The organism is Bacillus sp. LM 4-2 (assembly GCF_000978495.1).
GTDB lineage: Bacteria > Bacillota > Bacilli > Bacillales > Bacillaceae > Bacillus > Bacillus subtilis.
The window spans coordinates 2,158,097-2,183,340 of sequence record NZ_CP011101.1; the positions used below are offsets into that span (position 1 = coordinate 2,158,097).

General features: G+C 43.1%; 31 protein-coding genes, 1 other RNA gene and 1 riboswitch. Of the genes, 7 read left to right on the forward strand and 25 right to left on the reverse strand.

Annotated elements, in window-relative coordinates; genetic code table 11:
* Positions 1-85: 85 nt before the first annotated feature.
* From fbpC to kdgR, 10 genes are all read right to left on the reverse strand, one after another.
* On the reverse strand, positions 86-175 hold the full coding sequence (gene fbpC, locus bslm_RS20745; RefSeq protein ID WP_100069434.1) for a Fur-regulated basic protein FbpC: 90 nt from the start codon (positions 173-175) through the stop codon (positions 86-88).
* A gap of 70 nt (positions 176-245) precedes the next feature.
* Complete coding sequence (gene bpsB / locus bslm_RS10535; RefSeq protein ID WP_046381130.1) at positions 246-752, reverse strand: alkylpyrone methyltransferase; 507 nt, start codon at positions 750-752, stop codon at positions 246-248.
* Positions 753-755: 3 nt separating this feature from the next.
* Complete coding sequence (gene bpsA, locus bslm_RS10540) at positions 756-1,853, reverse strand: type III polyketide synthase BpsA (RefSeq protein ID WP_046381131.1); 1,098 nt, start codon at positions 1,851-1,853, stop codon at positions 756-758.
* Between the two features lie 72 nt (positions 1,854-1,925).
* A complete protein-coding gene (pbuX, locus tag bslm_RS10545; protein ID WP_029726797.1) occupies positions 1,926-3,242 on the reverse strand; it encodes a xanthine permease PbuX in 1,317 nt (438 codons plus the stop codon).
* Positions 3,239-3,823 (reverse strand): xanthine phosphoribosyltransferase, encoded by a 585-nt coding sequence (gene xpt, locus bslm_RS10550; protein ID WP_046381132.1) that lies wholly within the window; start codon positions 3,821-3,823, stop codon positions 3,239-3,241. Before xpt ends, pbuX begins: the two co-directional genes overlap by 4 nt.
* Before the next feature lie 90 nt (positions 3,824-3,913).
* Positions 3,914-4,013: riboswitch (purine riboswitch) on the reverse strand.
* A gap of 141 nt (positions 4,014-4,154) precedes the next feature.
* Positions 4,155-5,660, reverse strand: coding sequence for a carboxypeptidase (gene ypwA / locus bslm_RS10555; RefSeq protein ID WP_029726796.1), 1,506 nt, complete (start codon positions 5,658-5,660; stop codon positions 4,155-4,157).
* Between the two features lie 111 nt (positions 5,661-5,771).
* Complete coding sequence (gene kdgT / locus bslm_RS10560; RefSeq protein WP_014477146.1) at positions 5,772-6,764, reverse strand: 2-keto-3-deoxygluconate transporter; 993 nt, start codon at positions 6,762-6,764, stop codon at positions 5,772-5,774.
* Positions 6,765-6,808: 44 nt separating this feature from the next.
* Positions 6,809-7,399, reverse strand: a complete 591-nt coding sequence (gene eda / locus bslm_RS10565; RefSeq protein ID WP_015383933.1) for a bifunctional 4-hydroxy-2-oxoglutarate aldolase/2-dehydro-3-deoxy-phosphogluconate aldolase — start codon at positions 7,397-7,399, stop codon at positions 6,809-6,811.
* Position 7,400: 1 nt separating this feature from the next.
* Positions 7,401-8,375, reverse strand: coding sequence for a 2-dehydro-3-deoxygluconokinase (gene kdgK / locus bslm_RS10570; protein ID WP_046381133.1), 975 nt, complete (start codon positions 8,373-8,375; stop codon positions 7,401-7,403).
* 37 nt (positions 8,376-8,412) lie between these two features.
* Positions 8,413-9,432 carry a pectin utilization transcriptional regulator KdgR gene (kdgR, locus tag bslm_RS10575; RefSeq protein ID WP_033884793.1) on the reverse strand — a complete coding sequence of 340 codons (1,020 nt, stop codon included), beginning with the start codon at positions 9,430-9,432 and terminating at the stop codon, positions 8,413-8,415.
* 221 nt (positions 9,433-9,653) lie between these two features.
* Between kdgR and kduI the strand changes: the two genes are divergently transcribed.
* Together kduI and kduD are read left to right on the forward strand one after the other, a co-directional pair.
* The gene (gene kduI / locus bslm_RS10580; protein WP_046381134.1) at positions 9,654-10,481 is read left to right on the forward strand and encodes a 5-dehydro-4-deoxy-D-glucuronate isomerase; all 828 of its coding nucleotides are present in this window, start codon (positions 9,654-9,656) and stop codon (positions 10,479-10,481) included.
* Position 10,482: 1 nt separating this feature from the next.
* Positions 10,483-11,247: a 2-dehydro-3-deoxy-D-gluconate 5-dehydrogenase KduD gene (gene kduD, locus bslm_RS10585; protein ID WP_029726792.1), complete on the forward strand. Its 765-nt coding sequence runs from the start codon at positions 10,483-10,485 to the stop codon at positions 11,245-11,247.
* Between the two features lie 40 nt (positions 11,248-11,287).
* Here the strand turns inward: kduD and bslm_RS10590 are convergent, their stop codons facing one another.
* Positions 11,288-13,213, reverse strand: a complete 1,926-nt coding sequence (locus bslm_RS10590) for an ATP-dependent DNA helicase (RefSeq protein ID WP_046381135.1) — start codon at positions 13,211-13,213, stop codon at positions 11,288-11,290.
* 102 nt (positions 13,214-13,315) lie between these two features.
* The gene (locus bslm_RS10595; protein ID WP_003246090.1) at positions 13,316-13,507 is read right to left on the reverse strand and encodes a hypothetical protein; all 192 of its coding nucleotides are present in this window, start codon (positions 13,505-13,507) and stop codon (positions 13,316-13,318) included.
* 163 nt (positions 13,508-13,670) lie between these two features.
* On the opposite strand from bslm_RS10595, the gene bslm_RS20750 reads away from it, so the two are divergent.
* Entirely contained in the window at positions 13,671-13,823 is a 153-nt protein-coding gene (locus bslm_RS20750) for a YpzG family protein (RefSeq protein ID WP_010327933.1), read from the forward strand.
* A 52-nt stretch (positions 13,824-13,875) separates the two neighbouring features.
* On the opposite strand, the gene bslm_RS10600 is transcribed toward bslm_RS20750, so the two are convergent.
* The 9 genes from bslm_RS10600 to bslm_RS10625 form a co-directional block, all read right to left on the reverse strand.
* The gene (locus bslm_RS10600) at positions 13,876-15,033 is read right to left on the reverse strand and encodes a THUMP domain-containing class I SAM-dependent RNA methyltransferase (RefSeq protein WP_046381136.1); all 1,158 of its coding nucleotides are present in this window, start codon (positions 15,031-15,033) and stop codon (positions 13,876-13,878) included.
* Between the two features lie 100 nt (positions 15,034-15,133).
* Positions 15,134-15,515: RNase P RNA component class B (gene rnpB, locus bslm_RS20755), an RNA gene on the reverse strand.
* A gap of 65 nt (positions 15,516-15,580) precedes the next feature.
* On the reverse strand, positions 15,581-15,877 hold the full coding sequence (gpsB, locus tag bslm_RS10605; RefSeq protein WP_003225629.1) for a cell division regulator GpsB: 297 nt from the start codon (positions 15,875-15,877) through the stop codon (positions 15,581-15,583).
* Positions 15,878-15,954: 77 nt separating this feature from the next.
* Positions 15,955-16,497, reverse strand: a complete 543-nt coding sequence (locus bslm_RS10610; RefSeq protein WP_029726791.1) for an SLOG family protein — start codon at positions 16,495-16,497, stop codon at positions 15,955-15,957.
* A gap of 88 nt (positions 16,498-16,585) precedes the next feature.
* Complete coding sequence (gene cotD, locus bslm_RS20760) at positions 16,586-16,813, reverse strand: spore coat protein CotD (protein WP_010886551.1); 228 nt, start codon at positions 16,811-16,813, stop codon at positions 16,586-16,588.
* Positions 16,814-16,896: 83 nt separating this feature from the next.
* On the reverse strand, positions 16,897-17,025 hold the full coding sequence (locus bslm_RS21340) for a hypothetical protein (protein ID WP_003230707.1): 129 nt from the start codon (positions 17,023-17,025) through the stop codon (positions 16,897-16,899).
* A 100-nt stretch (positions 17,026-17,125) separates the two neighbouring features.
* Entirely contained in the window at positions 17,126-18,367 is a 1,242-nt protein-coding gene (gene mrfB / locus bslm_RS10615; RefSeq protein ID WP_046381137.1) for a metal-dependent exonucleaseMrfB, read from the reverse strand.
* A 15-nt stretch (positions 18,368-18,382) separates the two neighbouring features.
* A complete protein-coding gene (gene mrfA / locus bslm_RS10620; protein WP_046381138.1) occupies positions 18,383-20,632 on the reverse strand; it encodes an ATP-dependent helicase MrfA in 2,250 nt (749 codons plus the stop codon).
* Between the two features lie 102 nt (positions 20,633-20,734).
* A complete protein-coding gene (locus bslm_RS10625; RefSeq protein WP_038428153.1) occupies positions 20,735-21,241 on the reverse strand; it encodes a PTS sugar transporter subunit IIA in 507 nt (168 codons plus the stop codon).
* Positions 21,242-21,378: 137 nt separating this feature from the next.
* Here bslm_RS10625 and bslm_RS10630 point away from each other — a divergent pair, with 137 nt between their 5' ends.
* The gene (locus tag bslm_RS10630) at positions 21,379-21,798 is read left to right on the forward strand and encodes an Hsp20/alpha crystallin family protein (RefSeq protein WP_014477158.1); all 420 of its coding nucleotides are present in this window, start codon (positions 21,379-21,381) and stop codon (positions 21,796-21,798) included.
* Positions 21,799-21,818: 20 nt separating this feature from the next.
* On the opposite strand, the gene bslm_RS10635 is transcribed toward bslm_RS10630, so the two are convergent.
* Positions 21,819-22,196 carry a YppG family protein gene (locus bslm_RS10635; protein ID WP_046381139.1) on the reverse strand — a complete coding sequence of 126 codons (378 nt, stop codon included), beginning with the start codon at positions 22,194-22,196 and terminating at the stop codon, positions 21,819-21,821.
* 187 nt (positions 22,197-22,383) lie between these two features.
* Between bslm_RS10635 and bslm_RS10640 the strand changes: the two genes are divergently transcribed.
* Complete coding sequence (locus tag bslm_RS10640) at positions 22,384-22,572, forward strand: YppF family protein (RefSeq protein ID WP_003230690.1); 189 nt, start codon at positions 22,384-22,386, stop codon at positions 22,570-22,572.
* A 38-nt stretch (positions 22,573-22,610) separates the two neighbouring features.
* Here the strand turns inward: bslm_RS10640 and bslm_RS10645 are convergent, their stop codons facing one another.
* The gene (locus tag bslm_RS10645) at positions 22,611-22,982 is read right to left on the reverse strand and encodes a YppE family protein (RefSeq protein WP_003246080.1); all 372 of its coding nucleotides are present in this window, start codon (positions 22,980-22,982) and stop codon (positions 22,611-22,613) included.
* A 45-nt stretch (positions 22,983-23,027) separates the two neighbouring features.
* Positions 23,028-23,273, reverse strand: coding sequence for a YppD family protein (locus bslm_RS10650; protein ID WP_004398488.1), 246 nt, complete (start codon positions 23,271-23,273; stop codon positions 23,028-23,030).
* 198 nt (positions 23,274-23,471) lie between these two features.
* Here bslm_RS10650 and sspM point away from each other — a divergent pair, with 198 nt between their 5' ends.
* The gene (sspM, locus tag bslm_RS10655) at positions 23,472-23,576 is read left to right on the forward strand and encodes an acid-soluble spore protein SspM (RefSeq protein WP_003225606.1); all 105 of its coding nucleotides are present in this window, start codon (positions 23,472-23,474) and stop codon (positions 23,574-23,576) included.
* Positions 23,577-23,600: 24 nt separating this feature from the next.
* Here the strand turns inward: sspM and bslm_RS10660 are convergent, their stop codons facing one another.
* A complete protein-coding gene (locus tag bslm_RS10660; RefSeq protein ID WP_046381140.1) occupies positions 23,601-24,563 on the reverse strand; it encodes a DUF2515 domain-containing protein in 963 nt (320 codons plus the stop codon).
* A gap of 40 nt (positions 24,564-24,603) precedes the next feature.
* Here bslm_RS10660 and recU point away from each other — a divergent pair, with 40 nt between their 5' ends.
* Positions 24,604-25,224: a Holliday junction resolvase RecU gene (gene recU / locus bslm_RS10665; protein WP_004399067.1), complete on the forward strand. Its 621-nt coding sequence runs from the start codon at positions 24,604-24,606 to the stop codon at positions 25,222-25,224.
* Positions 25,225-25,244 lie beyond the last annotated feature (20 nt).

Here is a 25,244-nt window from a genome sequence, read left to right on the forward strand (position 1 = left end):
AATTTCTTTAGGAGAATAGAAAAAAGCCGCCATTACGGCAGCTTCTATAAAAGAAAATCTGCAACTTTTACAAGTTCCAGATTCATCAAACAGATTTATTAGAGATTCCTTTTAATACAAAACCAATTAATACACTATATGTACAAACCGCTCCAAGCAAAAACAGCATTGTCATTTGCTTCACCATCCTGATTGAGAATCTTTTTCAAATTCATTTTAACATGGTTGAGAATGATTTTCAATCGCTATTTTACGCTGTATTCCTGTAATGCTTTGTCTTCTGCGCGAATTCTGATGCTTAACAACACGGCATTGAAAATGGAAAACAGACACATGGTGACGTATGCTTGATAAAGCAGCGGAATCAGCAAAATTTCGAGTATAACAACGGCATAGTTTGGATGTTTCATCCATTTATATGGACCTTTATTTACAAGCTCTACACCTGGAACAACAAGGATTTTCGTATTCCAATATGCCCCTAAGGAACAAAGCGCCCAATACCGTACGATCTGTACGCTTAAAATAACTGCAGCGATACCGAGCCACCAGCTGGACGGCTGTTTATTCATCAGCAGCACTTCGGCAATTAAGGACAGGAAAAAAAGGATATGCATCGTAATGATATATGGATAGTGGCTCTCGCCAAATTCAATTGCTCCTTGCTGCTTTACCTTTTGTTCGTTTTGCCTGGCCACTGCCATTTCTGCTGCTCTTTGAACAATGAGAATGGCGATCAACAACCAAAACATGAGTCAGGCCCCCTTTTCCCAGCTGAATAACAGCAATTCTGATGAGAAACCCGGCCCTAATGCGCCAATCAGTCCTCGTTCAGCTTCCTTTTTATGTCCGTTCTGCAGATGGTCTTTGATCACATACAAGATTGTAGCTGAAGACATATTTCCGTGCTTTTGCAAAATGCTTTGCGCAGATGAAAGCTTTTCTGACGACAGCCCGAGACTTTTGATGTATGCATCGATCACTTTTTTTCCGCCTGGATGCGCCAAAAAAACACTGATATCATGGAATGACAGCTTATGTTTGTCCAAAAAAATCTGTACATTTGTTTTGAGCCATTTTTCCACCAAAGTCGGAATGTCTCGTGAGAAAATGACTTTGAATCCTTGATCGGTAAAGTCCCAGCCCATGACATCTTCTGATTGTTTCATCAAAACAGATTGGGCGTCCATTATCTTCGGCGCAAGTTGCAGCTTTGACATCCTGCGGTCCGCCTTCTCTCCGCATAATAAAGCTGCGGCAATGCCGTCACCAAAAAGCGAGGTGCCGATCAGATTGCTTTTCGTTTTATCTTCCGGCTGGAATGTCAGGCTGCACAGCTCGGCAGCAATGACAAGCACAAAAGCCTCAGGATACGCTTTGCAGTATTCGGCTGCACGCGCAAGTCCGCTGGCTCCTCCTGCACAGCCAAGCCCCCAAATCGGAATCCGCTTCGTATATGGAGAAAACGGAAGTTCATTCATAAGCCGCGCCTCGATACTCGGTGTGGAAAGACCTGTACTGGAGACGAAAAAAACAGCTTCCACTTTCTCATAAGGAATGGCTTCTTGAAAAAATTCCGGATGAGAGAGGCACTCACGAACAGCCGCTCTGCTGTGTTTAAGTGTTTCTTCTATGTATATTTGATTTTTTTCTTCAAAGCTGTGCCCCTCTTTATACCATTCAATCGGCTTAACAAACTGTCTCGAATGGATTTGCCCGTTTTTAAAGGAGGATAACAGCCGGTCAATATCCTTAAAAGAATGCTGAAACATATAGCGGGCGAATTCGGCCGCTTTCTCTTGGTTTACATTATACGCAGGAAGACTTGTTCCAATGGATAAAATAAACGCCATGCGATCACCTCTTTGCATACATTGTGCCGCAACAATCTTTTTTATATGCAAAAAAACTCCGCCGCGGCGGAGTTAGACTGCTGTTTTTTGTTCAGCGAGGTCAGCTTCTTGTTCTGTTTTTTTGGCTTTAGAAAAAACGTTATATACAATATTTAAGACGACTGCAGTGAAGCTGCCCGCCACAATGCCATTCGTTGTAAGCAGCGTTAAGGCACTCGGAAGCTGTTTGAAAATATCCGGCACAACGGTCACACCAAGCCCCAAACCCACTGAGCAGGCAACAATCAGCAGATTTTCCTGTTTCGCAAAATCAATGCGGCTGAGCATTTTAATTCCGTAAGCGATCACCATTCCAAACATCGCCACCATTGCACCGCCCAAAACAGCGGATGGAATAATGGTCGTGAAAGCAGCGATCTTTGGAAACAGCCCAAATGCCATTAGGATCACACCTGTGACCACAATGACGGCATTTTTTTTGATCCCTGTGAGCTGAACAAGCCCGACATTTTGAGAGAATGCCGTGTAAGGAAAAGCATTAAAAATACCGCCCAGAAGCACAGCCAGTCCTTCAGCTCGATAGCCTTTAGACAGATCTTTCTCTGTCAAACGGCGGTTTGTCAGGTCACCTAAAGCAAAGTAAACACCAGTTGACTCCACAAGGCTGACAATTGCAACGATGGACATCGTAATGATAGGCGCTGCGTGAAAAGACGGCGCTCCGAAGTAAAATGGCTGAATCATTTGAACAACTGCCGCGTCCGAAACATTATCAAATTGAACTTTTCCCATAAAATATGCGATGAAGGTGCCAATCAAAATACCGATCAAAATCGAGACGGACTTGATAAAGCCTTTTGTAAAACGGTATAGTAGCACAATGATACTCAACACGGTAAAAGCAAGAGCAAGATTGGAGAGATCTCCGAAATCTGCACTTCCTTCTCCGCCGGCCATGTTATTCATGGCAACCGGCATCAGTGTAATACCGATAATCGTAACAACAGAGCCTGTCACGACCGGCGGAAAAAACGATACGAGCTTTCCAAAGAAAAATGAAATAAGAATGACAAGAATGCCTGAAGCGATAATGCTGCCGTAAACAGTTGAAACCCCATATTCAGATCCAATCGCTATCATCGGCGATACAGCTGTAAAGGTACAGCCAAGCACTACCGGAAGCCCGATCCCAAAAAATCGGTTGCTCCACACTTGCAGAAGTGTAGCCACACCGCACATAAAAATATCAATCGATACTAGGTAAGTCAGCTGCTCGACAGTCAGTCCCATTGCTTTTCCGACAATCAGAGGAACGACAATGGCGCCGGCATACATGGCGAGAACATGCTGAATCCCTAAAGACAGCGTTTTGCCGAATCCATTTCTCATGAATGAACCTCCTGTACGAAGGACACTTTTCCTTCTTCTAAAGACTGAATTCTTGCCAAAGATTCCACTCGGTAGCCCAGTTTTACAAGTTCTTCTCTTCCCGGCTGAAATGACTTTTCAATAACAATGCCAATTCCCGCGATAGAAGCTCCCGCTTGCTTCACAATCGACACAAGCCCGTGCGCTGCCTGTCCATTTGCCAAAAAATCATCGATAATCAGCACATGATCCTGATCCGACAAGTGGGTCCCAGACACTGCGATTTGGCTTTCTGTTTGCTTCGTAAAGGAATAAACAGACGCTGTCAGCAAATTGTCGGTGAGTGTTAACGATTTATGCTTTCTCGCGAAGACAACTGGCACACCCAGCTTCAAGCCCGTCATTACAGCGGGGGCGATACCTGATGATTCGATTGTCACAATTTTGGTAATACCGTCTTTTGCAAACCTGGACGCAAATTCGTCACCAACTCTCTGCATAAGCAGCGGATCAATTTGGTGATTCAAAAAAGAATCCACTTTCAATACCTGATCAGATAATACGACGCCTTCTTCCTCTATTTTCCGTTTCAGTGCTTCCATCCTGTCTTACCTCCGTTATGAGAATAAAAAAAGCATTGCCCGCTCAAATAAAGAGCAAGCAATGCTGATATCACAAAAAACCGTACACGTGCGGTTCCATTGCTCACCCATAGTCGGACATTTACGGTGCCCGGTAGAAACTTGCGTGCCATATCCACGCGATTATATGAGTGTTCCTATTATATTGTAATAAATTATATCAAGATTCTAATCTCTTGCATAGGTTGAAAATAAAAATTCCCGAACTTTATTTTTGTTTTTTTAGATATCATTCGTATTTCAAGGGTATACGATATAAAAGAGCCTGACGACCGCGCCGCCAGGCTTTTGATTATGACAGATAGAGATTTGAATATTTGTTTGATAAATAATCAATTAAATAGCGAACATTCAGCTCTTCTCCTGTTGCATCTTTAATAATGTCTAACGGCTTTTTCCGTTTTCCGTGAATGTGCACCTTTTCCGTCAGCCATTGCTTTATCGGATGGAACTCTCCTCTTTCCAAGAGAGCGTCAAATTCAGGGAGATCCTCAAGCATTTTTTGTTTCAGCTGAGCCGCATACATGTAGCCGAGCGCATAGGATGGGAAGTAGCCGAAATCACCACCTGCCCAATGGACGTCCTGTAAAATCCCCTCTGCGTCGGTCTGCGGTGTAATCCCTAAATAATCCTGGTATTTTTGATTCCAAAGCGACGGCAGATCTTCCACAGACACTTCATTGCTGAAAATCGCTTTTTCAATTTCATAACGGATGATGATATGAAGAGGATACGTTAATTCATCCGCTTCGACCCTGATAAATGAAGGTTTTGATTCATTGATTGCCCGGACAAAATCATCCAGGGAGATGTCCTTGAACTGTTCAGGTGATGCTTCTTGAATCTTCTGATAGTACGGTGTCCAAAAATGCTTGTTGCGGCCGATAAAATTCTCGTAAAATAATGATTGCGATTCATGAATTCCCATTGATGCGCCGTCTGACAAATTCGTACCACTGAGTGCTTCATCAATATTTTGCTCGTAAATCGCGTGCCCGCACTCATGAATGGTGCCAAAGATCGCCGTCCGGAAATCTTTTTCATCATATCTCGTCGTGACCCGAACGTCTCCCCGATTCAGCGTAGTTGCAAACGGATGAACGGTTTCATCAAGTCTTCCGCCATCAAAATCGTAGCCAAGCTCCTGTAAAAAATACAGACTGAGCTCTTTTTGCTTTTCTTTCGGGAACGCTTTTGTAAGAAAGCTTGTATCTGGTTTATTTCCGGAAGCTGTCACCTGTTTAACAAGAGGGATAATCGCTTCCTTCAGCTCAGCAAACAACTGATCAAGCACCTTTACCGTGACGCCGGGCTCAAACAAATCAAGCAATGCATCATAAGGATGCTCTTGATATCCCCAATACGTAATAAAACGTTTATTGAATTCAATCAGCTGTTCTAAATAAGGAGAAAACAAGCTGAAATCAGATTTTCCTTTCGCTTCCTCCCACGCTGTTTCTGCCTTTGAACACAGAATCACGTATTCTTTGTATTCAGCCTCAGGGATTTTCTTATTCTCTTCATACTCTTTTTTCGCCAGTTCCACTGCTTTTTTCGTATCTTCCGACAAGTCATCAAATCGTTCATACAGGACATCGATAAGCTCCTTCATTCGATCTGATGTTTGGATATTGAATATATCTGTTGAAAGCTGGCCGATACTTTCGGCACGATCCTCTGAGCCGTTTTTCGGCGCGCCTGTTCTGGAGTCCCAGTGCATTAACGCAACTGCTTCGCTGTAATGTGAGATTCTTTTTAAAAGATCAAAAAATTCTTTTTCATATGTATGTATCTCCATATCCATTCCCTCCCTATTCTAGCCGTTCCATTACAGGCTAATGGAAGGGGGTATGAAAGTCAAATTGTTTGTATAAAAGGCTGCCGGTATGTTTTGTGGCAGCCTTTTTATTCAGTTGATCGTCATTTGATTTTTTGGCGGAGGTGTTCTCCGCTTTTTCTGCTTGATTTTTTTATCTACCCACACTGTTGCCAGCGGGGTTAAGAGCGAGGTGACAATAACGCTTGTCGCGATAATTGCAGTTGCCGACTCAGCAACTGGCGCAAATGAGGCATTCGCTTCCGCTAATGCATATGGCACGGCTACAGCCGCCCCTGCCGTAGAAGAAGCGGCCACTCCCGCGACACCATCTCCCCGCGCAATAAAACGATCAAGTAAAAACAAGGAACTGCCCGATAAAATGACGACAGAAACTCCGATAAAAATGCCGAGCAGCCCTGATTGGATCAGCATTCCAAAATTCAAGGTATTGCCGAGCGAAAAGGCGAAAAATGGAATGATCGCCGGCACAACCTTGCTGAATAAGTCTCTGAGATCATGATCCAGATTTCCAAGTATACATCCAAGTAAAAACGGGATGACTGTCGCTGCCAGCGTTTCCCATGGGAATGCGGCAAGTCCCGTCACACCAAACGTCACCATGGTCATAAAAGGACCAGATTCTGTACTGATAAAGGCGAAAGCGCCCGCATCCTCTTTTCTTCCCATGTGATTCATGAGCGCCAAATACAGTCCGCCGTTCGTTTCATTCATTACCGCGACAATTGCTAAAACAGAAAGGCCTGCAAAAAAGCCGGATTGTATACCTTCGTCAGGTATAAATTGCGCTGCGATCACGCCGAGCAGTGCCGCAAATCCGACCTTTCCCAATAATAACGTGATTCCTTTTCTTGCGATATAGCCTGAAGAACGAAAATCAATCGTTGCTCCTACGCAAAAGATAAAAACACCCAGTATCGGCAGCGTTCCGGTAATCAAAGCACCCGTAAACCCTCCAAAGAACTCCGCTGTTCCAGGCGCAAACGTGTTGAGCGCCGCTCCAAGAAATAGCGGAATAATCATCATTCCGCCAGGTACCCGTTCAATTGTCGCCTTGATTTTCATATTGTGGATTCTCCCATCCTCCGGTTATGAAAAAACAATTCCACTTACACTTGGAAAACAGCCTGCAAATCCTCTTTTGAACAGCTGCCCAGCTGGCTGCCGACTCCGACGGCGCCAGCTCCGGCTCTAAGCCAATCCGGCACTTCAGACGGATGTATCCCGCCTGTCGGAATAAAGGTCACCTGCGGGAAAGGACCCGCTAAATTTTTCATAAACGGGATGCCAAACACACCGCTTGGGAACAGCTTTAATGTCGTAAAACCGAATGTCAGCGCTTCCATAATTTCGCTCGGAGTCAAGACGCCGGGGATATAATGTGTCTTTACAAAAGATAGATGTTCAGCAAGATCAGCTGAAAAACCCGGACTGACAATAAACTGCGCGCCAGCCTCAGCAGCTTCCCCAGCTTGCTGCGCGGTGATGACCGTGCCCGCGCCAATTAAAATATCTTCCCTATTACGGAAGGATTCGATAATATCTGATGCCCCGGGGGTCGTATACGTCACTTCAACTGCACGAATCCCTTTATCTAATAAACTCTCAATCTGCTGACAGGCCTCCTGCTTATCCTTTGAACGAATGACTGCAATCAGCTTTGCTTCTTTCAGACGGTTTTCAACGACTTTGGACTCCATATTAATAATCCCCTTTCTTTTGGTGAACCGTTCTTTGAGCAGATAAAAAAGAAGCTAATTTCTCCCTGGTCGGCAAACCGTCCATATCCCCCGGTGCCTGCACTTGCAAAGCGCCAATCGCATTTCCCCTTTGCACCGCATCCTTGTACGACAAACCGTCTAGGATACCGCTGATTACACCGACTGCAAATCCGTCTCCGGCGCCGACCGTATCAACCACCCGGTCGACCCGGCAGCCTTCTAGAAATCCTTCACTTGTCCCCGTTTTAAAGTAAGCGCCTTCTTTTCCAAGTTTAATAGCAACAAAGCTGGCACCTTTTTTCAAATAATAGTCGGCAATGCCTTCAGGTGTTTTTTCTCCGGTCAATAGCTCTCCCTCTGCGATACCCGGGAAAAACCAGTCTGCAAGCCCAGCCAGATCATTGATTGTATGTACCATTGTTGCTTGATCAGGCCAAAGCGAAGGTCTTACATTAGGGTCGAATGAAATGGTCTTCCCTGCGTTTCTCATGTCGTTCATGACATGATACGTGAAGTCTTTCATCTCGGCTGACAAGGCAGGCGGAATGCCTGTCACATGCAAATGGCCTGCGCATTGAAAATAATCTCTCGGATATTCAGCTGAAGTTAATGTGCTTGCAGCTGAGTTTTTCCTATAGTAGGTAACTTGCGGGTCGCCTTCTTTCACTTTTGACTTCAGCAGCAGCCCGGTGGGATTTTCGTCCTGCGAGCGGATCACGCGGGACACATCCACTCCCTCTTTTTTAAGCTCTTGTAAAACAAACGTTCCGAGCTGATCATTGCCGACCTTGCTCATCCATCCCATTCGAAATCCGAGTCTGGCAAGGCCGCAGGCGACATTGCTTTCTGCTCCGGCAAGCCCTTTAGAAAAAGTGGATACTTCATGAAGGCCTCCATACTCATTTGCATAAAACATGGCCATTGATTCCCCGAATGTCACCGCATCAAGCTTCATCTCTTCCCAACCTCCTCTTAGTTGAGGGCACCTAGGATTAAAGTGACTTTCTCATGATGACTTTTGCCTCTAATTCAATGGTTTGAGGCGCTCCTTTGTCACCTTCAATCCTTTTTAATACACGTTCCATCGCCGTCCTGCCCATATCATGTGACGGCTGGGCGATCGTTGTAATACCTGGACCGATCAGTTTATACCATTCCGTATCATCGAATCCTGCAATCCCTATATCTTGAGGGATGCGCAGGCCAAGCTCTTCCATACAGCTGATGATTTTCAGCATAATCAAGCCATTCAAAGCCAGAATCGCTTTTTTTTGCTCCGGCATTTCCTTGTGAAAAGAACAAAGCGCCGCCTTAAGCTGCTCCTTGTCTTTTACGTCAATTTCATGCAATCTGACAAGCCCGTTCACATTTTGAACCGAAGCCATTTCCTGATACACAGCTGCTCTTTCTGCACGAGGGCTGATAGAGGAAATCGGTTCGGTAAACAGCGCGACATCAGTATACCCTTTGCTGTACACCTTCTGAAGAATCTCTTTTGTGATCCATCTGTTGTCAGTCGTTACGGTATCCAGTTTCAGATCCGGCAGTTTCCGGTCAATTAAGATTGTTGGAATTTGCTGTTCAGCAAAAGCGCGGAGTACATCCTTGTTTTCCCCTGTTGCGTTTAAAATCAAGCCCTCAACCGAATGGGCTTCTAGCTTTAAGAGCATTTCCCGCTCTTTTTCAGGACTGTTATCTGTGTTGCACACCATAATGCTGTATCCATATTGATCACAAACCTCTTCGACTCCCCTGAAAGCAGCGACCGAAAAAGGATTTGTAATGTCAGCTACAACAAATCCGATTAACTTGCTTTTTTTTATTTTCAAACCTTGCGCCATTTTACTCGGCCGATAATTCAATTCTGCAATTGCCTTTTTAATGTTTTTCACTTTTTCAGGAGAAATCGCGTCAATTTTTCCGTTAATATAGCGGGAAACTGTCGATTTCGAAACTCCTGCACATTCAGCTACATCTTTGATGGTTGTATGGCCTGTTGTTTTCTTTTTCATTCAAGTGCTCCTGTATCTCTTATATTTGAAACCGATTTCAAAACCGTTACAACAAAAGAATACCATAATTTTAAAATTTGGGAAGAGTTTTTTTAATAATGTGTCAATTCATTATTTTTTCGTTGACTCTTTTCACTATTTATCCTAAAATTTTCTTTGAAACCGTTACCAAAATATTTTCATTCAAGTGATGCTGAAATCCTAACCAAGGGGGAAATATAATGGAAAATCGTTATTCTGTACATCCTGAACAAGTAAAACGCTTTACAACAGAGGAGCTTCGCAGTCATTTCTTAATGGATTCTTTATTTACAGAAAACAAACTTACGATGTATTACTCACATGAAGACCGGGTTGTCATCGGCGGAGCGGCTCCAGGGCAAAGTGAACTGAAGCTTGATGCAGGTGATTTTCTAAAAACAGACTTCTTTTTGGAACGGCGTGAAATCGGGATTATTAATGTCGGCCAGCCTGGTGCCGTTAGAGTCGGCGATGATGAATATGTGCTTCAAACAAAGGATTTTCTCTATATCGGAATGGGTAATCAGGATGTATCATTTTCAAGCCTGAACGGTGAAAAAGCGAAGTTTTACTTCGTCTCCGCTTGCGCCCACAAAAGCTATCCGACACAAAAAGCCGCCCTAGCTGAACTGACACCGGACCGCCTTGGTGATGATGCAGCGTCTAATGTCAGAAGTCTGTACAAAGTCATTCATCAGGATGGCATTAAAAGCTGTCAGTTGATGATGGGAATAACGATGTTAGATCAAAACAACAACTGGAATACCATGCCAGCACACGTTCATGACCGTCGGATGGAGGCTTATCTTTATCTGGATCTTGAAAAGGATTCAAAGGTATTTCATTTCATGGGCCAGCCGGACGAAACACGCCATCTTGTTGTTGGAAATGACCAGGCTGTCCTTTCTCCCGCCTGGTCTATTCATTCTGGCGCAGGAACATCAAACTATAGCTTTGTGTGGGCGATGGCTGGAGAAAATTACACATTTACGGACATGGATCTCGTTCCGATGGATGGGCTGAAATAAGATGGGTTATCTACATGACGCCTTTTCATTAGAAGGAAAAACAGCGCTGGTGACAGGCCCTGGAACAGGGATCGGTCAAGGAATTGCCAAAGCCCTAGCCGGTGCTGGCGCTGATATTATCGGCACATCACATAAAAGCAGCCTGTCTGAAACACAGCAGCTTGTGGAACAGGAAGGCCGGATATTTACATCTTTTACATTGGACATGAGCAAGCCGGAAGCGATAAAGGATTCTGCAGCTGAGCTGTTTGAAAACAGGCAGATCCACATCCTTGTCAATAATGCCGGCATTATTCATCGGGAAAAAGCGGAAGATTTTTCAGAAGAGAACTGGCAGCACGTACTGAATGTCAATCTAAACAGCCTGTTTATTCTGACACAGCTTGCTGGCAGGCACATGCTGAAAAGAGGTCATGGAAAGATTATTAATATTGCCTCTCTCCTGTCTTTTCAAGGCGGCATCCTCGTTCCGGCTTACACCGCGAGCAAACACGCTGTTGCCGGTTTGACAAAATCATTTGCAAATGAGTGGGCAGCGTCAGGTATTCAGGTCAACGCAATCGCCCCAGGCTATATTTCTACTGCGAATACAAAGCCTATTCGGGATGACGAAAAGCGAAATGAGGACATTTTAAAGAGAATTCCTGCCGGCCGCTGGGGCCAAGCGGATGATATCGGGGGGACTGCAGTCTTTTTGGCATCACGTGCTTCAGATTATGTAAATGGACATATTTTAGCAGTTGATGGCGGCTGGCTATCCCGCTGACAAATAAAAAAGCTGACGAACGATCGTCAGCTTTTTTCCATTACATCATGTGCGGTTCAACAGGCAAGACCTTTTTGACCTCATCAATGATGCGTTCATTTTCTCCGCCAGCGTAAATGTGAATCGAGCCGCTGTCTTGATTCGAGCGAATCAGGCGCCCGATGCCCTGCCGTACACGTAACAACATATATGGCAGATCAACTTCTTCGAACGGATCTTTTTTCGCTCCGTTGCGCTTCGCTGTAAATACAGGATCGTGTGGCGGGAACGGTAATGACCAAATGGTAACATTCTTCAATGCGTCACCGGGAATGTCGAGTCCTTCCCATAAGTGAACTGAACAAAGTACTGTTTCTTCTTCCTCTTGGAATTTCTCTACTAAGCTGCTGATTTCCTCATCACCTTCGAAGAAAATTGGATACGGCAGCTCCCATGCCGCCGACAGCTCTTTAAACTCGTTTAATTCTTCAAAAGAAGGGAAAAGCACCAGCGTTCTTCCTTTGTATCGTTTGATTGTTTCAATCGTTTCAGCCGTTTTTTGTTCAGCGTCCATATCTGTTTTTGCGTATAGATTAATACTCATTTGCTCGTCATAATCATAAGGGGAATCAACAGTTAATGACAAATAATCATGAATCCCAAGACTGTCGGCAATATAATCAAACGAACCGCCTTCTGACAGCGTAGCAGAAGAAAAGATATAAGGAATTTTCTTAGAAAACACTTTTTCGCCAAGTACTTCTGCTACCGTTCTCGGCATCACGACAAAAGTTGATTCTGCTTCCTTTTTCTCCAGCCAGCTGATCGCATCCTTTTGATATAGAGATAATGAATACGCCATTTGTTCAACATATTCTTCCACTACTGACAGTTCGTATTGATCAATCGTATACATTTCAGACTCAAATACAAGTGCCTCACCGATTTTATCAAGTAAACGGCAAAGCTCGTCCGCCGCCTTTTTGACACGCTGGTCATTTTTTATTTCTAAACGGTGTGAACCGGCTACTTCCTTTGATTCTTCAGAAAGAACATAGAAAAATTCGTCGTTTGCGAGAAGCGCATCTTCAATCAATTCTGCAAACTCTTCTCTGATGTCATTTTGCAGCAATCGTTCTAAAAACAATTCAAGAGTAGACTGCTTCACTCTATAGGTTAGCGCTTTTTGCGCAGCAAACTCTAACAAATGCCCCTCATCAAATACAACTGCACTATGATCAGGCAAGAGCGGCAGCTGGCCCTCTCGTTTGCGTGATTCTTCCGTCCACACATGCTCCATATAAAAATCATGGGAACAAATGATTAAGTCCGTTGACTTGCGGTAGTAATCTCTGGAAAGTGTCAGACCGCATCTGTGTCTCATATCACAAGTCAGACAGTCCTGAAACGAGTCGTAGCTTACGTCAGACCACTCTTCATTCGATAGATTTGCGTACTGCTTACGGTCGCCATACGGATAAAAGCGCTGCATCGCCTGTGACTCGTGGACAAATGACGGTAACGACTCATAAAGATCCAGCCATTTATCATCATCAGAACGCTGCATTGTTTTTTCAAGCTTCTTCAAGCATAAATATTGCTCATGTGATTTTGACAGCCTTGTATCAATTTTCAGATCAAGATGCTCAGCCAGCTTAGAAATATCGCCCTCTTTTTTCACCAGCTGTTCAATTAATGTTTCATCTGCACAAGCGATGATGGCAGGTTTGCCGACATACCTTGCATAGCTGATTGCAAAAAGAAGATAAACCAGCGTTTTCCCCGTTCCCACTCCAGCTTCGGCGAACATGACTTTTTTCTCTTTAAAGGCCCGCTCCAGCTGAAAAGCCATAAATACTTGCTCGTCCCGAAGATCAAACCCTTTTTCGGGAAGGATATCGTAAAACACGTCACCAATCCAATTGTTCAATTCTTCATAAAAATTCTTTGTTTTCGTTAAAGAAAAAGGCAAACGTGATGTTGTCACCTAGTTCCAACCCCCAACTATTCGACATTCAGACCACCAATAATATCATTTTCCGCTGATGAATACAATAAAAAAACTTGGCAATGCCAAGTTTTTTGCAGTTTACTTACGATTGATCACATGTGACGATAAAAAAGGATGGTCTGTTGAATAAATATGTTCTACCGCTTTTTCTAAATCAGTTTGCGCATGCGAAATCACAGACGGAGACGAATCAGTCCCGAGCTCCTTCAGCTCGTTTGCTGTTGCGTCAAGCGCCCTTTGAATAAGATTAAAATGTTCGCTGTTCAGCATGAGATCACCTCTGATGGAAATAATCATCATTGTATGCGAACTTTTCATTTTATATACATGCTTTACCGCATGTTATCACCGAAACATGCACAAACTACACTTGATATTCCGTCTCCGGATTATCCGTCTTATCAACAATATTCTATCAGGGAGTGATGTTGACATGAGTTATAGAAACCGATTAGATCAGCATTCTGAACTGTTTCATCACAATTGGACGCGGCCTAAACGTTCTAAGTCTCAAGTAAACGGTCACACTGAAATGTCCCAAACCAACATTATATTGAGAAGTAATGCGAAAGCACACCGTTGGTAACGATAGAATAGGGCTGAAAGATGAAAGAAGACGCATGCAGAGCGTCTTCTTTTTATGCGTTTTCTGTTTTCTTGCGCTGCGGTCTTACTTTTGACCAGTATTGATAATAATCCGTTTTAATAAACCCGTTAAAGAGTTTTCGTTTCTTCGTTGCTTTTCTGCCATATGCTTCCTCAAAGTTTTCATTTGATGTCAGCATATACACAGACCAAGTATCAAGCGGCTCGAACGCCTGCCCCATTTCTTTGTACATCTGTTCAACGGCTTTTTTCTCGCCGAGACGCTCTCCATATGGCGGGTTGCCGACAATTACGCCAAACTCCAGATTTGTGGTAAAGTCTTTGACCTGCATCTGTTTGAACTGGATTAGATCTCCCAATCCTGCTTCCTCTGCATTTTCTTTTGCGATTTCAACCATGCGGTGGTCTATGTCGCTTGCGAAAATTGTAAGCGGCTGATCATAATTTGCCTTTTCTTCGACTTCAAGCCGCGCTTTGTTCCACAGATCTTTACCGATCCATTCCCAATCCTCTGAAACAAAATCGCGATTGAATCCCGGGGCGATGTTTTGGCCGATTAGCGCCGCTTCTATCGCGATTGTTCCGGAGCCGCAGAAAGGATCAACAAACGGGCGGTCTGGCGTCCAATTGGTTAATTGCACCAAAGCGGCAGCAAGTGTTTCTTTAATCGGCGCACCGCCCTGATCGACACGGTATCCTCGTTTGTGAAGGCCTGTCCCTGATGAGTCCAGTGTAATCAAAGCCTGATCTTTCAATAAAGAAATTTCGACTTTATACTCGGCACCTGTTTCTTCAATCCAATCATTGGCTTTGCCGGACTGCAGCTTGAGCTTTTCGACAATTGCTTTTTTGACGATCCGCTGACAGTCGGGAACGCTTGCAAGTGTTGACTTTACCGATTTTCCGATGACAGGGAATTTCCCGTTTTCAGGTATAAATGAGCGCCAGTTAATCGCTTTCGTTTTTTCAAACAGTTCATCAAATGTTTTCGCTTTAAAAGAAGCAACCTGAACCTTTATGCGGTCGGCTGTTCTAAGCCAAAGGTTCGCACGGCAGATGGCAAGTGCATCACCTTCAAAAATAACTTTCCCGTTATCAACCTTGCATTCGTATCCTAAATCTCGTACTTCCTTTGCGACAACAGCTTCAATGCCCATCGGCGCCGTTGCAATTAGTGTATACTTCTTCATCGTATCACCCTGTCTTTTAAAACTTTTCTCTTTTCAAGATAAAAGCTCTCCTTATACGGGAGAGCTTGTTTTCATCATTTTAAATGTAAGTGGTCTAACGTTCTGTAAGCCATGTTTTGTTCCGTCGTACTGCAAACGGCTCATCACCTCGTACTCAGGCGGCAATCATCTATCTACAGAAAGCATTCTGTCCTTCTCTCCGTTGAATTCCGTTAAGAAGGTTCCCCTACCAAAATTTGGGTTTCTCGCTCGAGGGGTTTACCGCGTTCCACTCTCACCATTTCTAGTGAGACTTCGTCACTGTGGCACTTTCAAGGATACTCAGCCATATCCGAAGGACGTAGGCTTTTTTCCTGCCGTCAGCCTCTAAAGGCTGCCCTAGCTTATGACTTCGCTAGGCACGAACACTACGGGCATCTCAGCACCGTGCGAGCATGGACTTTCCTCTACAGATTCAAGATCTGCAGCGATTACCCGAACGTTAAGAACATGAATTATTATATAACAACTGATTACAATTTACAAGCGCCATTTTTTTCAAGCATGATCAATCATAAAGCTTGCTGCCAAAAACGTGTTTTTCTAAGTTAGACAGCCGTTTTAAAATATCAAAGTTTGTTGTGTTAGATTGCACAGGCTGTTTTTTGCTGGCTTCTTCAAGCTGTTTTTTCAGCTGCAGATTTTCCTGCTGCAGTTCTTCAATTTCTTGATGGAAGGTTTCATAATCCTTAATAATCATATCTAAAAATTTGTCAACGTCTTCTTGCTTGTAGCCTCTAACGCCTGTTTTAAATTCTTTTTCCAAAATTTCTTTCGCAGAAAGCTTTACTTTATCAGCAAGCATCTTTTTCACCTCGTATCGTGAATCATCACATATATTTTTTCAGAAATCTGTACGGTTGTCAAATTTCTCTCTCATTGTTAGTAGCTGTCTTCCTCCACTGTCACTCTCAAGTCATCCATTGTAATAAAGTAGATGGGATAGCTATCCTGTTCGCGCCTTTTTTCCGCTGTCCCAAGCATATACTTAGGGGAGCCTTCCTTTTCCGGGTCATATAAAAGCAGAAGCCCGTCGGACTTATCAATGAAGAACTGATTTTTTTGTTTGAATTGAAGCGGGCTTTCATAAGGACGGTGAGTCAGGCTTGCTTCATAGTCTGCCTGAGCCAGAACTGCTTCATACTGTTCCTTATTCGGTTCTTTCCAGTTCTTTTCCTGCTCGTAAAATGGTGTGATGACAGCTACCTTTAAGTCAGGGTATTCCTCCTGCAAATCATATGCAACTTCTGCCGCCCACAGCTCAACTCCAAGCTGGCCCGAAATTAAAATCCATTCTAATCCTTCATCCAAAAAAGCAATCAGCCGGTTCTTAATGGCTTTTTTTATGTAATACAGCGCCTTGTCATCCTGCTTAAATATCCCCAGTTCAAACGGTTTATAGCCCGTTATTGCCAATACTTTCATCATTTCACCTGCTTTAAAAAATGGGGCTCCCGTGGGCCCCATTTGTTGTGCTGCATTGTTTACACCATCAAGCTGCACGTTTTCCATACTAGTAGTCGCAGCAAGGTTTTCCTGCTTGAAAATGCTGATGCGTAGCCGGGTCAACATTTGAGAAAGTGTGTGGAAAGTAGTGAACGTGCTGAAAATGCTGGTGGTTTACGTTTGTTGTATGCTGTGGGTGAATGTGCGGCACGATAGTCTTCGAAAACGTATGGTGTTCACAGCAATGAGTAGGATGGACAATTGGCGCCATCATATGCGGTCTGCAGTGATGCATGATAAAATCCCCTTTCCATAAACTTTATTACAATACTAAGCTATGAAAAATAAGGGGTACATGTTCTGATGCAAAGACCTATTTTAAAAGTGTGCAATTAAGCTGTCTTTAAAGTTTGAAAACACAAAAGCAATCAAAAATACCACAACAAAGAACAAGTAAAAAACACCCTTATACATACCAACTCTCCCTTTAAAAATAACTAACGTCATTTTACAGGATTCGCCGCTATTCTACAACAAAATCAATGTGAATTCAGCAAAAAAAATTCATGGCGAAACAAGTCGTCTTTTGCGCTTTCCCGGGGAATATTTAAGAGGAATATTTCCTCTTCAGCCGGGCAATTCTCACATGCAGTTTTTCAGTTTCTTTCTCTGATAAGCATGCCGTATCGCTAAGCAATTGCTCTGCTACTTGCAATGCTTTTCCGAATTCTTTTTTCTTATGCTCAAAATATTTCGCGAGCTCTATTACAGCAGCGTATCTGCACTTCTGGTTTTGCGAGCGGGACAGCTTTTCCCAAAGCGGCACTGCTTCTTCCAAGCGGTTTTGTTTTTTGTACAGGAGCGATAAATCCAGCCGTGCACTGTCCTGATCCTCAAACGATTTTTCTAAAAGCCTTTCCAACTGCTTGATCGCTTGGTCCGTTTCCTTATGAGCCATAAACCATTTCGCCATAGCATAGGCTTCACTGTGTTCTTTTGGCGCATGTGATTCTGAAAGGATTTTTTTAGACATATGGATGTACAATGAAATGAGTGATAACACATCCATTTCATTATGATGCAGGACACCTTTTAAAAGATCCGGCTCTTGCGCCTTGATAAAATGAAAGTAAAGCATTGGCGCCAAGTAGCCCGGTGTGTCTTCTAGTCTGCGGATGCCGAGCTCCTCTTTTTCAACCGTGCCAAGAGATACGCGGTCCATTTTGTGTTTCCACAGGCGTCTAGCTCCATGCAAAAGATCAAAGTGGCCAAATTCCGGAAGCTTCGGAAGTCTGTCACGGATCAAGGTGTGTCTTGTTTTCACCTGCGGCCAATCAAAGGCTTTGCCGTTGTAGGTCACAAGTGATGTAATGTCAACCTCGCTTAAAAAGCTTTGGTACAAGGCGACTTCGTTCCCCGGTTTGGGCAAAAGATGCTGTTTGACTGTCACTCGGTCTTCATAAACTCTCGCATGCCCAAGCAAAAAAATGGTATTCCCAGCTCCACCCCCAAGACCGGTTGTTTCTGTATCAAAGAAAAAGAGGTTGTTTTTGTTATACCCTTTTGCTGACAATGTATGCGACAGGCCGCTTTGATTCCACAGTGTGATCACTTCTTCAAGCTCAGAAAAGCTGTATAACCCATGGCGGTGAGAAAGCGGATATTCTACTTCTCTGATGAGGCAATATTCATCTTCGAAGATGAAAGGCTTCATGCCAAAAGCCTCCCACTCTTCTAAAAACGGGATGTCATCAAAGTGGTTTTCTTGTTTGCCTGCTTCTATTTTTTGTTCTCCTTCGTCGAGCGCCATGTGCTTTTTCATCCGTTGGAGTTTCCCTTTTAATGACATATCCGGCCTCCCTCCTTACGACATTTGATCCAACAGCTGCAAAATTCTTTCCTTTGCTTTTATCCCTTCTATTTCCGTACCTATACAAGACGGACAGCCGTCATGACAAGGACAATGTGTAATCAGTTGTTTCGCCGCTTCATTAATGTCTGAAAAACGTTTAAAGACTTCCTCCGCCAAACCGATACCGCCCGGATAATGATCATATAAAAATATGGTTGGCAATCCGGTATGGGCTGCTTTAATTTGAGAAACAACATGAACATCATTTCGATCACACATGATATACACAGGGACAATATGCTGCAGCACATTCGAGATGCCAAGAAGCAGCTGTTCCAGTGTCTTTTCCCCGATGTCTTCATCCGCTGTTTTGATTTCGAGCCAAGCTGCACTTGTATGCAGTTCTTCTTCCGGCAAATGAATAGGTCCAGACCCAATATTTTCAAAAGTGGTCATTTTTATTTTTTTAAAAATGGTCGGCAGGGCATTGACAGTGACGTCTCCGTAGTGCAATGACGTACGGCTTTTTTCTTTCGTTTTATCGATTTCTAATACCTTCAGCTGAACTGCCAGGTTTGCATCCGTATAATATTCGACATCGACTTTTCTGACATACGCCTTTTTATGGTCCCAATCGAGCTTCTCAACTTGATACTGAACGCCTTCATGCAAATAAATCGCTTCATCATGCAAAAGCGTCATCGCACTAAAACGGTCCATTTCACCGATAATCCTTACATTTGCAATATCCGACTGATCAACTATAACGACATTTTCCTGGGAGGCGGAACGCAAACTGATGTTTGAAGCAGGAAACGACTCACTTGCCCAATGGTACCGTTCGCCGTTGCGGTGAAGAACAGCCTCTTCCTCAAGATACTCAAGAATATCACTGACTTCCATGGGTCCAAATTCTTCATCAGCTCTAAAAGGAAGCTCATAAGCCGCACACTTTAAGTGGTCTACTAAAATAATCAAATTCTCCGGATTGATTCTTGCAGATTCAGGCGAACGATTAAAGAAATATTCAGGATGCCGCACAATATATTGGTCAATCGGTGTTGAATTGGCTACCATGATAATCAAAGATTCACCGTGTCTTCTGCCGGCTCGTCCCGCCTGCTGCCAAGCACTTGCAACACTTCCGGGATACCCCGTCATTACACACACTTGCAGCTGTCCGATATCAACACCAAGCTCTAAGGCATTCGTACTGACCACTCCTAAAATGTCGCCTTCTCTCAGGCCTTTTTCGATTTCTCTTCGCTCTTTCGGCAGATAGCCTCCCCGATAGCCTCTGATTGATTTTGTTCCAATCTCTTTTTTCACAAGCTCCTGAATATGGCTTAAAATAATTTCCACCCGAACTCTGCTTCTGGCAAAAACAATGGTCTGCACTTTGTTTTTAAGGAACTCTTTCGCCAGTTCATTCACTTCTGCGGTTGCGCTCCTTCTAATATTCAGCGGTTTGTTCACAATTGGCGGATTGTAAAACACAAAATGCTTGCGTCCGCTCGGTGCGCCATTGTCATCGACCAGCCGCATCGGTTTGCCTGTCAGCTGCTCTCCCAATTCCTTTGGGTTGGCAATTGTTGCGGAAGTACAAATAAAAACCGGATCACTTCCATAAAACCAGCAGATCCGCTTTAGCCGCCGGATCACATTTGCCACATGGCTGCCGAACACACCTCGATACGTATGAAGCTCATCGATGACGATATACTTAAGGTTTTCAAACAAACTGACCCATTTCGTATGATGCGGTAGAATGGCAGAATGCAGCATATCGGGGTTTGTAATGACAATATGACCTGCTTTTCTCACCTTTTGTCTGATTGCCGGAGACGTATCCCCGTCATATGTAAAGCTTTTAATATCAATGCCCATTTCATCAATAATTTCATTTAGCTCGCTCTTTTGGTCTTGTGCCAGCGCTTTAGTCGGAAATAAATATAACGCCCGGTTTGTTTCATCTTGGGCGATGGACTGCAGGACTGGGAGGTTGTAGCATAACGTTTTTCCTGATGCTGTTGGCGTTACGGTAACGATGCTTTCTCCTTTTTGCACATATTGAAAAGCGGAATATTGGTGAGTATATAGTTCATCAATGCCCCTTTTCGAAAGGGCCGCTTTGATTCTCTCGTCTATACTTTCGGGCATAGGCCTTGTTTTTGCTTCCCGAGGCTCAATTTCATGCCAATTCACAACGTTTTCATTTCCTTTTAAATCAGAAATGAGTTCAGTCAGTGATTTCTTTTTCATTCTTTACACCTCTTTGTCAAGTACAGTTTACCGAATATTTGTTTGCATGGCTAGGTGCAAATTTTATACAGTTGAATAAAAAAAGCAAGGCATACGCCCTGCTTATTTCGCTTTTATTGTAAGGAGCTTTGATTCGCCTTTACGAGCAGCCTTTTCGCCTGCCGATACCATTGATCCTACAGCCTCACCATTCATTATAACGATTGGGATGACTGTGCTGCTCGCTTTTTCTTTTATTAATTCCAAATCACATGTAATCAGCGGGTCACCGACCTTCACTTTATCCCCTTCTTTAATGTGGGCAGTAAATCCTTCTCCGTTCATATTGACTGTCTCCAGCCCGACATGAATTAACAGCTCAATTCCCGAGCGAGTCCGAATGCCAACGGCGTGTTTGGTGTGGAAAATCTGAATGACTTCACCTTCAGCGGGAGAAACGATTTCACCGCTAGAAGGTTCCACCGCTATTCCTTCTCCCATCATTTTCTGTGAAAAAACAGGGTCCGGCACATCTGACAGGTCCATTACTGTACCGTCTGCCGGAGAATAAATAACCTCTTCTGTCACCTTTTCCTGAATTTTGCCCATTCCGAATAATTTTTTCAGCAATGTATTTTCTCCCTTCTCATTCACTTCAACCGTTATCCCTTCATTCACCACTATTTAACCACACTTTCAATTTTGCTTCAATTTATAACAACATCTGGCATAGACGCATAATCTGGTTAAAAAAGGCGGTGGCGATATTGGAATTCCATGATGACAAAAAGAACGAACTGCAAAAGAAAGAAGAAATCATAACGGAGGCAATCGACACTCTTTTCCAATCCTCAGCGTTCGGCAACCTTATAAACGGATTTCAGAACCTAATCAACTCGAGTTTAAAGGATGTGCAGACGACCATACATGTCAGAGAAAAAGATACTGGGCTGTATATCGATATTACCATTCCGGCGACGTTTCGAGATGGCGAGATCGTCGTTGATGTTAAATCGAGGTATCTCCATGTAACACTCCAAGAAAAACAGAAACACCAAAATGAGGCTACCTTTACAAGCATGACAAGAACGGTTCAGCTGCCTTATGAAGTTCGCCAAGAAGATATGGAAACGTCTTGGAACGAGCAGACAATGACACTTTTCTTTCCAAAAAATAAGCATGAATGAACGATTCATTCATGCTTTTATCATTTAAAAAAGCTGGTAAATCCCTTTATTAAAGATCCGACCTGATTCATTGCACTCATTACTTGACCTGTCGTATCCATCATTTTATTAAAATCAAATTGCCCATTGGCTTTTTTGAACTGCGACATAATGCTTTGAAATTGCGAAGGCTGCTGTTGATTAGGCCTTGGGATAGGATAAGGGTTAGAAAATACAGGCGGCTGCATAGGCATAGGCTGGATCGGAGCATAGGGCTGATAATAACCCTGCTGTCCATAATGCTGCTGAGGCAGTTGTTGCTCTAAATAACCGGGTGCAGCCTGCTGATAATATCCTTGCATTTGCTGAGGATAATAATAGCCCATTTGTCGAGGATAGCTTCGAGAGCTCCTGTTCATTGCGATTCCCCCCTAAACACAACATATTTCTCTTCTATATATGTATGAATGACTTCTATTGTTTGTGTCACAAGTGATGATTAGCATTTGTCAAATTGTGTCGAAAGTTTAAATTTTTTAAAAACAGAAAAAAGTCGAATCATTATGGTACCATATTTTCAATACAGATGAGAGGGGATGCACCATAATGAACGTATCATACTTAAGCAAACGTTTTGCAGAAATGAAGAAATATGAAACAGACTGTATGAATAAACTGATGGACTTTGCCAAGTTCCTCTATATTCAAGGACATCTCAGCATAACTGAGTTTCGTAACAGTATGAAGGTTCTCGAAGCAAATGGAGCAGAAAGCCCGGCATATGAGATGAATTAACGTCCGGCCCCCTATAAAAACGAAAAGAAGACAGCCTTTTACCGGCTGTCTTCTCTTGCAATTTCATCCTTTACTGCGTGCAATGTATAAAGGACTGACTCAGTGATGTCCTTGAATCGTTTTTTATGAATATGATGAACATAAGATTGAAGGACCAATTCCAGGAAATTATCCTTTACGGCCTCAATTTGCTCTTTATGCACATATTTTGGCCGGCGGACTTTTATCAATTCAAGAGCACCCTCTGCCCAGCGAGCAGCCAGTTCATCATTCTCTTCAACTGCAGGCTTTATCGTCTCAAAAAAATCATAAGAATGATTACTGTTTTTTCCTTCCTGATACCGATCAGCGCCTTTTTCAGCAACTTCAATCATTTGCTCGGTCATTTCCAGCAAAGTTTGTGATAGCAATATCTTTCACCTCAATGCCTATCGTACCAAATTTCACTCGCAATTTCAGCCGATGCGGTATACCTTCTCAAACGCATACCTGTGTTCAGGCGATTGATACAGCTCATTTATACAAATATGAAGATCTATAATTTCTTCTTCCAGCACACTCAGGCGATCGTTTTCCGTTTCCCGCATCTCAGCCTCTAATGCATTTACAGAATGATTCAGGCTTTGCTCAGCTCGCGTTAATTCATCTTCTATATCAGAAAGCATACGGAGAATATCTGTCTTGCATACATAACCGGACATTCGTGTACCTCCCTTTCCTTGTCTCTCCCGGTTAACATTCTTTGCTCTCAAGGCTCTTTCCTTCCTCATGACAAAACTAGAAGCAAATCGCCAAACAAACAGGTATTCCACGAAAAGCTGAAGTTTTCGACAAAAACACCCGCAAAAATTGTATGATCCTCCTCGTTAATGCAAACGATACTTGTGAGGAGGTGCCGTATGAAAACAAGACCGAAAAAAGCCGGCCAGCAAAAAAAGACTGAATCAAAGGCAATCGATTCTTTAGATAAAAAATTAGGCGGCCCGAACCGCCCTTCTACGTAAGAAGCAAGGAATTTCCTTGCTTCTTTATTTTTTCAGCCACTGCTCCACCGCAAAAAGCGCATGAAGCTGGCGCTTTTTATGTAAATACCAGTCTGTCAATTCAATCTGCTTCGGCAATTCCTCGCGCCTAAAGAACGTTTTCTTTATCTTTCCATGAAACCAATCTGTTTTCGTTCCGTCTAATGAGTGGATTAACTCAGGGTAGCATGTCCTTAGCATAGGAGATGTTCTTTTTGTAATCCCGATCATCTTTTCCATATCAAAACGGGAACCTGAGTGCGGCACTGTGTGCAAAAAGTGATAAAAAGAGGAGAACAATTCTGGATTGAACAGCAATTGAGACAGCTGCTTCCCCAGCCTTATCCTTTCCTCCGCCTTTGAAAAGCGTTTCACTGAAATGCCATAAAGAAACCCATTTGAGGAAGGAAAAATAACGGTGTTAAAATGAAACCAGTCACTTAAATAAAAAGGAATCGTGTCAAAAACATTCTTTTTAAACGAAGGATTTTGTATAATAGGTGTTTGGATAGTGTTTTGTTCATTTATAATGAGGGCATACATTAGCCGCTCCGTATTTCGCTCATGCCAAAAACGGGTCCATTCTTCCGACATAAATTGTGAGACGCCAAACACATGCAGAAGATGAAACAGCGGTTTCCCGACTCTTTTTGACCAGTGGTATAAAAGAAGCTGCGGATAGGCATCCGAAAAAATAAGCCAGTTCGCTCTTTCATAGGCTAAAAAGAACCATTTTTGCTGTCTCTCACGGAGTCCAAGCTGAAACAGACTGCCTTTTAAGTCAGTCATTGACCAGCCGGCATTACGAGAAACGAAAGAAGCCAAAAGCGACCATTTGATTTCCGGGTGACGGTCGTAAAATGCTTTATAAGCATTTGTTCTTGAAATGTTATCCGCGTTTTTTATTTTTGTCTGCCGCTCAATCCGGCTCAGAAGCTTTCTAATGGTCTGTTGTTCTTGCACGTTCATTCACTTCCGTCATGATTAGTTTAATAAGGAGGATGAGAAAGTGATTCGGTATCCTAATGGAAAAACATTTCAGCCGAAACATTCGGTTTCATCCCAAAACAGTCAGAAAAGGGCCCCGTCTTACAGTAATCGCGGAATGACCCTCGAAGATGACTTAAACGAAACGAATAAGTATTATCTGACAAACCAAATTGCCGTTATACACAAAAAGCCGACACCTGTTCAAATTGTAAATGTCCATTATCCAAAAAGAAGTGCCGCAGTGATTAAAGAAGCTTACTTTAAACAATCATCGACAACAGACTACAATGGGATTTACAAAGGGCGGTATATTGATTTTGAGGCGAAAGAAACGAAAAACAAGACCTCTTTCCCCCTGCAGAATTTTCATGACCATCAAATCGAGCATATGAAGCAGGTAAAGGCTCAAGACGGTATTTGTTTTGTTATTATATCCGCTTTCGACCAGGTTTATTTTTTGGAAGCCGATAAGCTGTTTTATTTCTGGGACAGAAAAGAAAAAAACGGCAGAAAATCAATTCGAAAAGATGAGTTGGAAGAAACAGCTTATCCGATTTCTCTTGGATACGCACCCAGAATTGATTATATTAGTATTATTGAACAGCTTTATTTTTCGCCATCATCTGGTGCGAAAGGTTGATTAACGAAAGGTTGAGATGT

What these genes read in the sequence shown, in the direction of transcription:
- fbpC (WP_100069434.1), bottom strand. Translation starts at nt 175, where the DNA reads ATGACAATGCTGTTTTTGCTTGGAGCGGTTTGTACATATAGTGTATTA.
- bpsB (WP_046381130.1), bottom strand. Translation starts at nt 752, where the DNA reads ATGTTTTGGTTGTTGATCGCCATTCTCATTGTTCAAAGAGCAGCAGAA.
- bpsA (WP_046381131.1), bottom strand. Translation starts at nt 1,853, where the DNA reads ATGGCGTTTATTTTATCCATTGGAACAAGTCTTCCTGCGTATAATGTA.
- pbuX (WP_029726797.1), bottom strand. Translation starts at nt 3,242, where the DNA reads ATGAGAAATGGATTCGGCAAAACGCTGTCTTTAGGGATTCAGCATGTT.
- xpt (WP_046381132.1), bottom strand. Translation starts at nt 3,823, where the DNA reads ATGGAAGCACTGAAACGGAAAATAGAGGAAGAAGGCGTCGTATTATCT.
- ypwA (WP_029726796.1), bottom strand. Translation starts at nt 5,660, where the DNA reads ATGGAGATACATACATATGAAAAAGAATTTTTTGATCTTTTAAAAAGA.
- kdgT (WP_014477146.1), bottom strand. Translation starts at nt 6,764, where the DNA reads ATGAAAATCAAGGCGACAATTGAACGGGTACCTGGCGGAATGATGATT.
- eda (WP_015383933.1), bottom strand. Translation starts at nt 7,399, where the DNA reads ATGGAGTCCAAAGTCGTTGAAAACCGTCTGAAAGAAGCAAAGCTGATT.
- kdgK (WP_046381133.1), bottom strand. Translation starts at nt 8,375, where the DNA reads ATGAAGCTTGATGCGGTGACATTCGGGGAATCAATGGCCATGTTTTAT.
- kdgR (WP_033884793.1), bottom strand. Translation starts at nt 9,432, where the DNA reads ATGAAAAAGAAAACAACAGGCCATACAACCATCAAAGATGTAGCTGAA.
- kduI (WP_046381134.1), top strand. Translation starts at nt 9,654, where the DNA reads ATGGAAAATCGTTATTCTGTACATCCTGAACAAGTAAAACGCTTTACA.
- kduD (WP_029726792.1), top strand. Translation starts at nt 10,483, where the DNA reads ATGGGTTATCTACATGACGCCTTTTCATTAGAAGGAAAAACAGCGCTG.
- bslm_RS10595 (WP_003246090.1), bottom strand. Translation starts at nt 13,507, where the DNA reads ATGCTGAACAGCGAACATTTTAATCTTATTCAAAGGGCGCTTGACGCA.
- bslm_RS20750 (WP_010327933.1), top strand. Translation starts at nt 13,671, where the DNA reads ATGAGTTATAGAAACCGATTAGATCAGCATTCTGAACTGTTTCATCAC.
- bslm_RS10600 (WP_046381136.1), bottom strand. Translation starts at nt 15,033, where the DNA reads ATGAAGAAGTATACACTAATTGCAACGGCGCCGATGGGCATTGAAGCT.
- gpsB (WP_003225629.1), bottom strand. Translation starts at nt 15,877, where the DNA reads ATGCTTGCTGATAAAGTAAAGCTTTCTGCGAAAGAAATTTTGGAAAAA.
- bslm_RS10610 (WP_029726791.1), bottom strand. Translation starts at nt 16,497, where the DNA reads ATGAAAGTATTGGCAATAACGGGCTATAAACCGTTTGAACTGGGGATA.
- cotD (WP_010886551.1), bottom strand. Translation starts at nt 16,813, where the DNA reads ATGCATCACTGCAGACCGCATATGATGGCGCCAATTGTCCATCCTACT.
- bslm_RS21340 (WP_003230707.1), bottom strand. Translation starts at nt 17,025, where the DNA reads ATGACGTTAGTTATTTTTAAAGGGAGAGTTGGTATGTATAAGGGTGTT.
- mrfB (WP_046381137.1), bottom strand. Translation starts at nt 18,367, where the DNA reads ATGTCATTAAAAGGGAAACTCCAACGGATGAAAAAGCACATGGCGCTC.
- mrfA (WP_046381138.1), bottom strand. Translation starts at nt 20,632, where the DNA reads ATGAAAAAGAAATCACTGACTGAACTCATTTCTGATTTAAAAGGAAAT.
- bslm_RS10635 (WP_046381139.1), bottom strand. Translation starts at nt 22,196, where the DNA reads ATGAACAGGAGCTCTCGAAGCTATCCTCGACAAATGGGCTATTATTAT.
- bslm_RS10640 (WP_003230690.1), top strand. Translation starts at nt 22,384, where the DNA reads ATGAACGTATCATACTTAAGCAAACGTTTTGCAGAAATGAAGAAATAT.
- bslm_RS10650 (WP_004398488.1), bottom strand. Translation starts at nt 23,273, where the DNA reads ATGTCCGGTTATGTATGCAAGACAGATATTCTCCGTATGCTTTCTGAT.
- sspM (WP_003225606.1), top strand. Translation starts at nt 23,472, where the DNA reads ATGAAAACAAGACCGAAAAAAGCCGGCCAGCAAAAAAAGACTGAATCA.
- bslm_RS10660 (WP_046381140.1), bottom strand. Translation starts at nt 24,563, where the DNA reads ATGAACGTGCAAGAACAACAGACCATTAGAAAGCTTCTGAGCCGGATT.